The organism is Rheinheimera sp. F8 (genome assembly GCF_001518915.1).
Window position 1 is genome coordinate 658,647 of record NZ_CP013656.1, and the last position, 12,520, is coordinate 671,166.

The 12,520-nt window shown below is 51.6% G+C and carries 10 protein-coding genes; 3 read left to right on the top strand and 7 right to left on the bottom strand.

What is annotated here, in order from left to right; all coding sequences use genetic code 11:
- Nucleotides 1-10: 10 nt before the first annotated feature.
- The 3 genes from ATY27_RS03020 to ATY27_RS03030 all read right to left on the bottom strand — a co-directional run bounded on the left by ATY27_RS03020 (nucleotide 11) and on the right by ATY27_RS03030 (nucleotide 5,749).
- Nucleotides 11-3,970 (bottom strand): PAS domain S-box protein, encoded by a 3,960-nt coding sequence (locus ATY27_RS03020; protein ID WP_208932686.1) that lies wholly within the window; start codon nucleotides 3,968-3,970, stop codon nucleotides 11-13.
- A gap of 193 nt (nucleotides 3,971-4,163) precedes the next feature.
- Nucleotides 4,164-4,904, bottom strand: coding sequence for a DUF481 domain-containing protein (locus ATY27_RS03025; RefSeq protein WP_208932687.1), 741 nt, complete (start codon nucleotides 4,902-4,904; stop codon nucleotides 4,164-4,166).
- Nucleotides 4,901-5,749 (bottom strand): mechanosensitive ion channel domain-containing protein, encoded by an 849-nt coding sequence (locus tag ATY27_RS03030; protein WP_208932688.1) that lies wholly within the window; start codon nucleotides 5,747-5,749, stop codon nucleotides 4,901-4,903. Before ATY27_RS03030 ends, ATY27_RS03025 begins: the two co-directional genes overlap by 4 nt.
- Nucleotides 5,750-5,842: 93 nt before the next feature.
- Between ATY27_RS03030 and ATY27_RS03035 the strand changes: the two genes are divergently transcribed.
- Entirely contained in the window at nucleotides 5,843-6,370 is a 528-nt protein-coding gene (locus ATY27_RS03035; RefSeq protein ID WP_208932689.1) for a DUF1285 domain-containing protein, read from the top strand.
- A 21-nt stretch (nucleotides 6,371-6,391) separates the two neighbouring features.
- Here ATY27_RS03035 and hemN read toward each other — a convergent pair whose 3' ends face one another.
- On the bottom strand, nucleotides 6,392-7,753 hold the full coding sequence (gene hemN / locus ATY27_RS03040; RefSeq protein WP_244151399.1) for an oxygen-independent coproporphyrinogen III oxidase: 1,362 nt from the start codon (nucleotides 7,751-7,753) through the stop codon (nucleotides 6,392-6,394).
- Nucleotides 7,754-7,872: 119 nt separating this feature from the next.
- Here hemN and ATY27_RS03045 point away from each other — a divergent pair, with 119 nt between their 5' ends.
- On the top strand, nucleotides 7,873-9,153 hold the full coding sequence (locus ATY27_RS03045) for an amidohydrolase family protein (protein ID WP_208932690.1): 1,281 nt from the start codon (nucleotides 7,873-7,875) through the stop codon (nucleotides 9,151-9,153).
- Between the two features lie 70 nt (nucleotides 9,154-9,223).
- Here the strand turns inward: ATY27_RS03045 and ATY27_RS03050 are convergent, their stop codons facing one another.
- The 3 genes from ATY27_RS03050 to ATY27_RS03060 all read right to left on the bottom strand — a co-directional run bounded on the left by ATY27_RS03050 (nucleotide 9,224) and on the right by ATY27_RS03060 (nucleotide 11,593).
- On the bottom strand, nucleotides 9,224-9,694 hold the full coding sequence (locus ATY27_RS03050; RefSeq protein ID WP_208932691.1) for a DUF2489 domain-containing protein: 471 nt from the start codon (nucleotides 9,692-9,694) through the stop codon (nucleotides 9,224-9,226).
- Nucleotides 9,695-9,700: 6 nt separating this feature from the next.
- A complete protein-coding gene (yihI, locus tag ATY27_RS03055) occupies nucleotides 9,701-10,270 on the bottom strand; it encodes a Der GTPase-activating protein YihI (RefSeq protein WP_208932692.1) in 570 nt (189 codons plus the stop codon).
- Between the two features lie 696 nt (nucleotides 10,271-10,966).
- Complete coding sequence (locus tag ATY27_RS03060) at nucleotides 10,967-11,593, bottom strand: c-type cytochrome (protein WP_208932693.1); 627 nt, start codon at nucleotides 11,591-11,593, stop codon at nucleotides 10,967-10,969.
- 171 nt (nucleotides 11,594-11,764) lie between these two features.
- Here ATY27_RS03060 and yihA point away from each other — a divergent pair, with 171 nt between their 5' ends.
- Entirely contained in the window at nucleotides 11,765-12,406 is a 642-nt protein-coding gene (yihA, locus tag ATY27_RS03065; RefSeq protein WP_208932694.1) for a ribosome biogenesis GTP-binding protein YihA/YsxC, read from the top strand.
- Nucleotides 12,407-12,520: the final 114 nt, after the last annotated feature.

A 12,520-nucleotide genomic window follows, 5' to 3' on the forward strand; every position in this document is an offset into this window, starting at 1 on the left:
CTGCTGTCGTTCAGGACACCAGGTGGATATTTTGTTTGCTTTGTTGTTGTTCCAGTAAGACCTGAAACTTATCGGCCGGGATCGGCGGGCTGCAGAAATAGCCCTGATACTGATCACAACGTTGTTGCTTCAGGAATTCCAGCTGCTGTGCGGTTTCTACGCCTTCCGCCAGTACTTTAAAGCCGAGTGAGTGAGCGATACCGATGATCGCGGTGGCGATCGCCATATCGTCTTTGCTATGCGGAATATCGTCGATAAACTTTTTATCAATCTTTAACACGTCGAGCGGGAAGCGTTTTAAATAAGCCAGCGACGAATAACCAGTACCAAAGTCGTCGATTGCCAGGCGGATGCCAAGACCGCGCAACTCATCCAGCACCTGCACCACCGTTTCCTGATTTTCCATCAGGGCGCTTTCGGTCAGTTCCAGTTCTAAACAACGCGGCGGAAATCCGGTGTCATTCAGCACTTGGGTGACTTGTTTACGCATATCAAAACGTTTGAATTGGGCGGGTGACACGTTGACGGCCAAGGTCAATTTCGGCAAGCCGGCTTCCAGCCACTGTTGACCCTGCCGGCAGGTCTCTGTCAGCACAAACTCACCAATCTCATTGATCAGCCCACAGGCTTCGGCGATCGGAATAAAGCGCATCGGCGAAATCATGCCTTGTTCCGGGTCAAACCAACGCACCAGCGCTTCTGCGCCCATGATCCGGCCGCTGAGAATATCGACCTGCGGCTGGTAAAATACGCGTAAATGACCGGCTTTGATCGCCTTGCGCAACTGCGCTTCTACGGTCAGCCGATCTCGCGCTGCCAGCGTGTAAGCATCTGAATAGAAGGTAAAAGTATTGCGCCCTGCCGCTTTGGCTTTGTACAGCGCCGCATCAGCACCCTGCAATAACACTGTAGTGTTGTCGCCATGATCCGGGAATACCGCGATGCCAATACTGGCACCGAGCGTGATCTCCACGTCGTCGCTGAGGTTCCATGGTGCGCCCATATGCTGGATCAGTTTGTTCGCAACCACTGCCGCGTCTTCAGCCTGCAGTAACGAAGTCAGTAAAATGGCAAATTCGTCACCGCCCAGCCGGGCGACCACATCGATATCCCGTACTTTCTGTTTCAGTCTGCTGGCCACCTGCAACAGCAATTCGTCGCCATATCGATGGCCGTACGAATCGTTGACGTCTTTAAAGTGGTCCAGATCCAATACCAGCACCGCGCAAAACAGCTGATCACGGCGCGCGATTTTCAGTGCCTGATCGACCATTTGCAGGAACAGTTGCCGATTAGGTAAATGCGTCAGTTCATCGTGTTCACTGAGAAACATCATTTCGGCTTCAGTGGCGCGGATCTCAGATAAGTCCGTGAAGACTGCCGCATAATGGCTGATTTGCTGCGTTTCATTAAACACCGCACTGATACTGAGCTGTACAGGTAGTACGCTGCCGTCTTTATGTTTGTTAAAGACTTCGCCTTGCCAATAGTTCTGCTCGCGCAGTTGTTGCCACATCTGTTGATAAAATTCGTCGCTGTGTTGCCCTGAGCGCAAAATGGCGGGTCTTTGACCTATCAGTTCGGTGTCGCTGTAGCCAAATAACCTGACCAACGCCGGGTTCACTGAGATAATCACTTCATCGATATCGGTGATCAGAATGCCTTCGCGGCTACTGTTAAATACGGCATCAGCCAGGCGTAAGTTGGCTTCCTGCTGTTTGCGCACTGATAAATCGATATCCATACAGAAGATTTGCGACGGCCGGCCCGGCAGCTGTACCACGGCGTGGCCAGAAAACACCTGTACAGGTTCGCCGCCTTTGCGTTGCAGCATCAGCTCACCAGCAGGTAATGGCACACCGGATTCTGCCATTGCCCTGACCGCTGTGCTGACATCTTGTCGCATTGGGGCTGGGATAATCAGGTCGAGCAAACTTTTGCCCAGCGCTTCTTCTTTGCTGTAGCCATATAACACTTCACTGGCTTTGTTCCAGTAAAAGGTTGTACCGTCGGCCTCATAACCCTGTACTGAGATCTCCGGCGTATTATCAAGCAGAGTACGAAATCTTAATTCGCTTTCTATCCAGTGTTGCTCGGCTTGCTTTTGCATCGTGATGTCTTCGAGCTCAAGCAACACATGGGTGACCTGATCTTTGCGGTCGACGATGGCATATAACGAGCTTTCCAGCCAGAGTGCGGTATTGTCCGGTAACTGGCGCTGATCCTGCCGGCTGACTTTCTGATGGCCGGCTTTTAACTGCGGTAACACACTGTCGAGCCACCCCTGCTGGTCATCTGGCAAAATGGTTTTCAGCGGCGGTAACTCGTCCAGTAACGCCGCAGGGATAGAGCTGAGCTTGATAAAACGTTGATTAAAATACTGAATATCGCCATTTACACCGCAGATCACAACGCCGACCGGGCTTTGTTCAATCGCTTTGGAAAACAGCTCAAGCCGGGCTTTGGCGTCACTGCGCTCCACCAGAAACGCGGCCAGACTGGCGGTAAACTGGATTAAATCACGCTCTTCCGGGGTTGGGTCACGTTTTTCTGCCAGATAAATGCCAAAAGTGCCCAACAATTGCCGCTGCGTATCAAAAAATGGGGTGGACCAGCACGCCTGCAGCCAGTCATACGGCGCCACCAGATCCTGAAAATTCAGCCATAACATATCGTTGTGTACGTCGGCCACATACACCGGCTGGCCGGTGGCTGCTGCAGTGCCACAGGAACCATTGCCATAGCGGATCGGCAATCCGTCGACTTTGTTATTGTAATCTGCCGGCAGGCTGGGACCTGCGGCCACCCGCATCACCTGATTGGGTAAATCGGCCAATAAAATCGAGCCGCGCAGATGCGGCAGTTGTTGTTCGATAAATTTCACCAGTTCAGTCAGCAGATCTGGCAGTGCCGCATCGTCCAACAAACGGTGCAGCAAATAACTCTGCGCCTGTTGTTTCATTTGCTGTTGCTTGCGTTCGCGAATGTTCTGCCAGCAAATGACTAACACAGTGCCGTCCTGCGAACGCGGTACCGGAATGGCACGATAGGCTGTCGGCAAGGTGTCGCCCTGCAGATTGATAAACAGGTCAGCTTCGCCACTGATTTGTTGCGGTTGTTCCAGCGCCTTATGGATCTCACGCCACAGTGCCAACGCGGCTTTTTGCTTGCTGACCAGGGTTTGCAGTGGTAAGCCAATCAGCTGGCTGATATTGGCATAACCAAGCTGCTGCTGAGCTGCCTGATTTACAAAGGTAATTTCAGCATTGCGATTAACGCCAATAATAGCGTCGCCGGTGGCATCCAGCAGCAACTGCACTTGCGCCATACTGGCCTGCAGTGCCATCAGTGCCTGTTTGCGCGCGTTGATATCTTCGACCACCGAGACAAAATAACACTGCTGAGGATCCGGGCTGCGGTGAAATGAGACGGACAAGTGAGCCCAGATAAACAGACCATCACGCCGCCGATAGCGCTTTTCCATCTCGAAGCTTTCACGCTCGCCCCGGACCAGCGCATCACATTGCTGTAAATCGTCAGCCAGATCGTCGGGGTGGGTCAGATCCTGAAAAGTGCTGCCAGCCAGATCGGCAGGTTCGTATTGCAGCATTTGAGCAAAACGCTGATTAACCTGAATAAAATGGCCGGAAACGGCCACGTGCGCCAGACCTACAGCAGCTTCGTCAAAAGTACTGGCCAGCTTGTTCTGCATCTGTTGGGCGAATTGGGCTTTGTCACGCAGTTGCCAGAACAAGGTCAGTGGCAGCAGGATGGCGAATAGCGGTAGCAACCAGCCGAGCGTCGTGTGCAACGCTGCGGCTTGTGCGACTGACAGGTAGCTGGCGCTGAATGTCGGATCCTGGCTAAACCACCACAGGCCCACCACAACCAGATCAATAATTATTATCAGTAAAAGCGCTGACTCAAAACGGCGGTTTGCGCGTTCGGTTTGCGTTGCTGAATATGCCATCAGTGGTCTTCCCTGTCATAACAACCCACACAGCACCCGGGCAGGGCTGTGCCAATACATAGTTCCGGCACCGAATGCTGGATCTGGCTGGCAAGGTCTATTGATGAAGCATAGCCGAAGCCCGTCGTTCGGCAAATCAGGTACGGCAAGACGCCAACAGCAGGCGTCTTGCCCTGGCATAGCGCTCAGATAATCAGAACGAATACACCAAAGTCAGCGAGGTTTGTGTGTCAGTGTTCTTTTTACCGACCGGCACATCAGAGTCGTGCTGTACGGTAAACGCTGCTTTCATTTGCATGCTGCCATTAATGCGGGCACTGACCGAGGTTTCAGACTGCGTTCTTTTGTTGTCAGAACCAGCTTCAAGGCTCAGCAACTGGCGGAAGGTCGCGCTGTCTGAAATGACCCAGTCCAGACTGCCGGCGGTACGCACCAGAGCGCCTTTTTCGGTGATATCACCGCTGGTTTTGCCGCTGTAATAACCAGGACCGATCTCGGCATCAATACTGATGCCATCGCCTTGATACAAGCGGTCGCCATAACCGGCCGAGATCAGACTGTAGCTGGTGTAGGCACCAAAGTCGTCTTCGGTATGTGAGCCAAAAATAAACAGTTTGGCGTGATCAGTATCAAGTTTGTAACCAGCTTTGCCCGACGCAAAATAACGTTCGGCCGATTTTTCACTAAAGCGGTTGCCGTTCACATCGGTTTTTTCATCTTCTTTAAAAAAGGCGCTGAGCACATATTCATTGCTCCACTGCACCATTTCTTGTTTGGCGTCGATTTTACCCGTTACCGAGGTGCCCTTGGTATTGCCGGACGTAGTGATCGCACCTAATTCAGCCGAGGTACTCCAGCCCAGTTTGGTGTCGTCAGCCGCCTGAACGGACAGAGAGGTTGCTGCCAGCGCAGCCAGCATTAGCGGATATTTCATGCTTCATCCTTGTGAGGTTTCATATGCAAAGACATTTGCGGATAAGGAATTTCGATACCGGCAGCATCGAACTGTAATTTGATTTGTTCCAGCGAATCCCAATACACCGCCCAATAATCGGCGGCTTCGACCCAGGGGCGGACGATTAGCTGGACTGAGGAGTCTGCCAGTGCACCGACGGCGATCACCGCTTCCGGGTCCTTTAACACCCGGCTGTCGGCCTGCAGGATGTCATGCAGGATTTGTTTGGCCAGACGCAGATCGGAGTCGTAGCTGATGCTGATAGTTAAATCGATACGGCGGCGTTTTTCGGCGGAATAATTGACGATGGCCCCACCGGTAATTTGCGAATTCGGCACGATGATTTTTTTGTTGTCACCGGTTTTGAAAATAGTCTGAAAAATATCAATGCGTTCTACCACGCCGCTGATGCCGGCTACTTCGACCAAATCACCGGATTTAAACGGCCGGAATACGATGATCAGCACGCCCGAGGCAAAATTTGATAATGAGCCTTGCAGCGCCAATGCCACAGCCAGGCCGGCGGCACCAAGAATGGCCAGGAACGACGCCGTCTGAATACCTAATTGTGACAGCGCCATCAGCGTAAAGGCGATCAGCACTGCCGCGTACACGATACTGGATAAAAACGACACGACAGCGCGGTCGACATGACGGAGCAGCAACGCTTTGCCAACGAGGCGCGATACACCAAGTGCCACCCAGCGGCCAATATAAAAGATGAAAATAGCGACCAGCAGTTTCAGGCCAAAACCGATGATCAAATCCTGATTCTTCTGCAGAAAAGTTAAACTCTGCGTAATCACCTGCACTTCTTGTTGCATAGCTGCATCCTCATGAGGGTCTGTGACGACGGGGTCGTACAATATGCTAACATCATTGACCGGCTTTGGCCGACGCATTTTTGTGGGATGAGCATGGACTTATTTGCATTACAACAGCAACTTGGCGCTCTGACGGACTACCCGCTGGAGCAGTGGCACCCCGCTTTTTGCGGGCCTGTGCCGATCCGCATTGATCGCGATGGCAGCTGGTATTTCCATGGCAGCCCTATTCAGCGACCAGAACTGGTGCGGCTGTTTGCGGCGGTGCTGAGTTGTGTTGACGGGCGATATCTGCTGACGACGCCGGCGGAGCAAGTGCAGATCGAAGTCGACGATGCACCATTTTTATTGGTCGATGCCGAATGGCTGGAGGATGGCCGGCTGCAACTGACCAGCAATTTGCAGCAGAGTTTTATCGCCGGGCCGGACTTTCCGGTGCTGTTGCAACCAGAAGCCGGCAACGGCCAGTTACTGCCTTATCTGCAACTAAAACGCGGCTTACGCGCCAAATTCAGCCGGACTTTATATTACCGGCTGGCAGAGCAGGCACAGGAACAAACCGTCGATGGTCTCTGCCAGTATTGGCTGCACAGTGGCACTTACCCGTTCCGGTTGGGCTGAAACTGTTGTATTAAAGCGCGTTTAAATAACCTTGGAATAACTCTGCTGCTGCCCCAGTAAATAAGCATCAAAAGCCGCAGCAATGATCCGCACCCAGGGCCGGCCGCGCTCTGTCACTTCCAGTACATCGCCTTGCCAACGCACCAAACCATCGTCAAGACAAGGCGCCAGCTGGGCCAGCGAGCCGGCGAAATAATCCTGAAAATTTATCTGCCATTGCTGCGCCAGGGCGGCGCTATCCAGCACAAAATTGCACATGATGCGGGCGATCAGATCGGCGCGGATTTGGTCATCCCGGCTTAACGTCAGGCCTTTATCAATGGCGAGTTTCTGCTGTTGTTCCAGCGCCTGATAATAGTGTTTCAACTCTTTTTGTTGTTGCCAGATCACATTGCCGACCTGACTAATGGCGGAAACGCCAAGACCCAGTAACGCATCGCAGGCATCGACACTATAACCCTGAAAATTACGGGTCAGCTGATGTGCCTGCTGTGCTTTGGTCAGCGGATCTGAGGCTTTGGCGAAATGGTCCATGCCGATGGCAACAAAACCAGCTTGTTGCAGGTGGTCCATCGCCAGCGCCAGTAACCCGAGTTTTTCGGTGGCGCCCGGCAAAGCGGCATCGGGAATTTTACGTTGTGCGGCGAATCGTTCCGGCAAATGCGCGTAGCTGAATAACGAGACGCGGTCCGGATCCAAAGTGACCACTTGCGCCAGCGTTTGGCTGAAAGTCTCAGTGGCCTGATGTGGCAAACCATACACCAGGTCCAGATTCACTGAGCGGAATTGCAGCTCACGGGCCGCATTGACCAGGGTTTCGACCATGCTATAGGGCTGGATCCGGTTAATTGTTTGCTGCACTTGCAGATCAAAATCCTGCACGCCAAAACTGACGCGGCTAAAGCCCAGTTCACGCAACAGTCTGAGCTTTTCGACATCACAACTGCGGGGATCAATTTCGATGCTAAGCTCAGCCTCTGGCAGGAACTGGAAATGCTGATGCAGCAACTGCATCAGCCGGCGCAGCTGCGCTTCATCCAGATAAGTCGGGGTCCCGCCGCCAAAATGCAGCTGGTGCACTTGTTTCGCCGCACAGGCGCTTTGATACAAGGCCATCTCGGTGGCTAAGGCGTCGAGGTAACGGTCGGCTTTGCTTTGATCGCGGCTGATCACTTTGTTGCAACCGCAGTAATAACAAAGCTCCCGACAAAACGGTACATGCAGATAGAGGCTCAGTGCCGGCCCGGTGTCTGCCAGTGCCTGCAAAGCGCGCTCTGGCGCAAAGCCGCTGCGCAGTAACAACGCGGTGGGGTAAGAGGTGTAACGGGGGCCTTTGACGTTGTATTTTTTGATCAGGGCTTCGTCCCGGAATGTCGTCATCATATCGCATCTGCCACAGGGGAAATGGCGTCAGTATAAAGACTGTGTTGAAGTGCATATTGATCCAACACAACAGATTGGACTTTCAATAAGAGGCAAAGCCTCATAACCCGGGAACAACAATGAACAAAATAACCACTGCAATGCTGCTGGCCGGTCTGTTACCGCTGACGGGCCACGCGGCAACGTTGATCCACGCCGGCACTGTGATCACAGCGGAAGGCGAACAAATTCTGCAAAAACAAACGCTGGTGATTGAAAACGACCAGATCAAAGCCATCGAAGCCGGTTTTCGCCAGCCTGCTGCCACGGACACCCTGATTGATTTATCCAAGCAAACGGTGTTGCCGGGCCTGATGGATATGCATACGCATTTTTCTTACCAAAGTAGCCCGGGTGCTTATAGCGAAGGCTTCACGATGAACGAAGCAGATGTGGCGTTACGCGGTGCGACTTATGCCGAAAAAACGCTGCTGGCCGGCTTTACCACAGTGCGGGAATTGGGCGACAGCCACCTGATCAGTACCGCGCTGCGTAAGGCAATTAATGCCGGTTATGCCAATGGGCCGCGTATTTTCACTGCAGGCAAATCTATTGCCACCACCGGTGGCCATGCCGATCCGACCAATGGCGTGGCTTACTTGCGGATGGGTGACCCAGGCCCGGATGATGGTGTGATTAATGGTCCGGACGATGCGCGTAAAGCGGTAAGGCAACGCTACAAAGAAGGCGCAGATCTGATCAAAATCACCGCAACCGGTGGTGTGCTCAGCGTGGCGAAAAGTGGTATGAACGCACAGTTCAGCGACGAAGAACTGGCAGCTATTGTCAGCACCGCCAAAGACTATGGTTTTACCATTGCGGTGCATGCGCACGGTAAAGAAGGCATGGAGCGAGCCATTAAAGCCGGCGTGACGTCGATCGAACACGGCACTTTTATGGATGACAACACCATCAAGCTGATGAAACAGCACGGCACTTATTTTGTACCGACTATCAGCGCCGGTAAGTTTGTCGCCGAAAAAGCGAAAGAACCAGGCTATTTCCCGGAAATGGTGCGGTTAAAAGCGGCGACTATCGGGCCTTTGATCCAGGCCACGTTCAGCAAAGCGCAGAAGGCCGGCGTCAAAATCGCCTTTGGTACTGATGCCGGTGTCGGCATGCATGGCGATAACTGGCGCGAATTTGTTTATATGACCGAAGGCGGCATGTCGGCGCATCAGGCCATTCTGAGTGCGACTATCGAAGGTGCACGTTTGCTGCAAATGGAGCAGAGCCTGGGCAGTCTGAAAGCTGGCAAAATGGCCGATATCATCGCCGTGCCGGGCAATCCGCTGCAGGACATCAGTGTGATGGGTAAAGTCAGTTTTGTGATGAAAGCCGGTAAAGTTTATAAACAGTAACGGATGGCGTGGGTAGTACAGAAGGGATTGGTAGTACAAACCAAAAAGCCGCAGAATTGCGGCTTCTGTCTCAGTGCACTGATTTTAGAATTTCCAGTAACTGGCGGATATCTTGTTTAATCGACTCTGCCAGCTGTATTTCGGTTTGCTGGCGGAGATGATCAAGCCGGCGTAGCTCTTTTTTGTCGAGTTCTTTGCGGGCTTCGTGCGTTGGCATCGCCTTGACGCAGTCGTACATCGCAAATAGGCCGGGGTAACGGCAGGCTTGTGCCAGTTCCGGCTGTAGGTTCTCCAGCAACACCCAAATCCGCAAACCAGCTTCCGACAGTTCACATTGATCTTCCAGCGTCGCCTGGCCAATCAACACAATACTGTCTAGCAGATACTGCTGATGTTCGGCCTGCTTGCGTTGGTGCTCTGCTTTGGCTTGTTGCTGCTGCAATTTTTGTTTTTGCAGTTGCGACAATAAACGTCCGAGATAAAACGCCAGTGCGCTGACAATCAGCACACCGAGGCCCAGCAAACCCCACCAGATAGTCATTTTATGTTACTCGCCCAGTAAATCTTTACGCCAGTCAGTACGCTCAAACTCTGCCAGCGGATCCGCATCTTCTTCAGCGGTATCAGTCTCGTCTGATTCTTCGTCTTCATCCAGACCCAGCAACGTCAGTAATTCAGCATGACGGGCAGTTTTCGCATTGAAGTATTTGGCATCTTTACCAGTCAGAATTTCGCCGTTTTCGACGCGTTCGACCAGATCCAGCAACTTTTCATCCTGTTCCAGTTCCGCGAGTTCCTGTTCCGGCGCCAAAGCAATGACTTTGACTTTAGCCAGTTGGGCTTTGGGTTTGAAATCTGGCGTTTGTTGAAGCAGTTTTTGTTCGGCTTCATTCACATGCAGCTCGATGGGCTTTTTGCTGCCATGGCGCGGATCTTTATTGGCCGGACCGCTGTGTTGTGATTTCTCCGGCTGCGGGGCATTGCGGCTACCGGATTTTAAACCAGCACCTTTTTTCTTGGTCTCGACCGGACGCTCGCGCGTTTGCCGTGCTTCGGCTGCGGGTTTGTGGCGATTGCCAATCTGACCGCTGGTGCGGGACTTTTTGATGCGTGTCATGGTGTGTACCTGTAGAAAAGGGCGCGTATTTTAACCAGTTTTTGCCACAAAGCCTATGGCTTTATCGGTGATCTCGGCGGGAACATTGCAAATCGGACCGTAAAAAAACAAAACGGCGATCACTTTAAGTCATCGCCGTCTGAAAAGTTGTGCAAGCAGCACTGAATTTTGTTATGTCGTCCTAACCGTATTAGACACCCTGTCTGGTCAGTTTCCGTATATTGTTGCGTCGCTTCCGTGCAAAAATTGTTATTCGCGATCGTCCTAATACTTTTTTCGTCTTCCGTGGGGCTCGCGTTAAGAACGCCGACATCAGTGATGATGCCATTTAAAATGTACTAAAGCACAGCTGCTTTCCATGCAAAACTTCCGTTTTGTCTTATTGTTACCAAAAGTAACGGGGTTTAATTTACTCCGATTGAGCAGAATGGCAAGCCTGTGTTTAAAAAAAAATCAGAAAAAAACTGAACCAAAAATTAATGTCAAATAAATTCAGATGTTTGACATTATTTTTGCGATGACTTCCCTATTTTATCTGCATAGTTTCAGGCGGATGTCTTACACGGGTTGTGAGATATATCTCACAAATCAGCACGGGTACGCATCTCTGGCGCTCAGGCAACATATTATTCCCGATGCCTGAATACAAAAAAACCGGAGCAAGCTCCGGTTTTCTTTTTGGCAGGACGTCTGTGATTAATGCAGACCGCCGAGGTATTTTGACAACACTTCAATGTCTTTGTCAGTCAGTTTGTGTGCAGTGTCGCGCATCATGCCATTGAGGTCATTTGCGCGCGTGCCGGCACGGAAACTTTCAAGCTGTGTTTTGATGTACGCGGCGTGCTGGAACGAAATTTTCGGGAATCCCGCCAGACTGTGACCTACACCGCGTGGGCCGTGACAGGCGATACAAGCTGGAATACCACGCTGCATGTCACCAGCGCGGAACAATTTCTGTCCGGCCTCTACCACGTCTTCTGGTGTTGTGCCTGATTTCATCGTTTGTGATGCAAAATAGGCTGCCAGATCTTTCATATCTTCATCAGACAAAGCTGCTACCATGCCAGCCATCACAGCATTGTTGCGGCCTTCTTTACCACCTGTGGCGGCGCCCTGTTTAAATTCTTTCAATTGTTTATACAGATAGCCGGCATGTTGCCCGGCAATTTTCGGATACATATCGGTTGGGCTGTTACCATCTGGTCCATGACAAGCAGCGCAGGTGGCAGATTTTGCTTTACCTGCTTCGACGTTGCCTTCAACCGCAGCAGCCTGGCCGGCCAACCCTAATAAAAGCATGACTGGAATTGCAATTTTTCTCATGTTTAATTGTCTCTGTTCTGCGTGACCCTGCCCAACTGCAGCAGGCTTAGAAGATAATAACCCTATTTTTTATGCCTATTTTACACGAAACCCGCAGTTAGAAAATCCCAATACTTATGCAGATTATTGATTTCCGCTAAACTATAGCCAAATTTAAGTCCGGAGTATGAAGTGTACAAAGCAATATTTAACTACCAGCAAACACGATTTCTGACCAGTGCCCCCGATATTCGGGCCTTGCCGGACGATTCAGGCATCGAAGTGGCGTTCGCAGGACGATCAAATGCAGGGAAGTCCAGTGCACTGAATACGCTGACCCGGCAAAATAGTTTAGCCCGGACCAGTAAAACGCCAGGCCGGACCCAGCTGATCAACACTTTTCATTTAGCCGACAACAAACGGCTGATCGATTTACCAGGCTATGGATTTGCCAAAGTCCCACTGGAAGTCAAAGAAAAATGGCAGAAGTCGCTCAGTGAGTATCTGATTAAGCGGAAAAGTCTGAAAGGCATAGTCGTGCTGATGGACATCCGTCACCCGCTGAAAGATTTGGACCAACAGCTGGTGCATTGGGCGGTGCAATCCGGATTGTCGGTATTGATCTTATTAACGAAGGCCGACAAATTAAGCCCGGGTCCCCGCAAAAAGACCTTACTTGAAGTGCGGGACGCTTCAATGGCATTTATGGGCGATGTGACGGTTGAAGCCTTTAGTTCGTTAAATAAGTTTGGCTTAACTGAGCTGGAACAAGTGCTAGATCGTTGGTTCAGTGATGAGCCGGTGGAAAGCACGTCAACTGACGTAACCCGCTGATTATTTCTGTACACAGCATCGACCGGCTTTAGGTTGATGCTTCTGCTTTGAATGTCTATTTCAATTGTTGTCGTCAGACCGGTACGGTACTGACGACTTTTTCGTTTGCCCCAA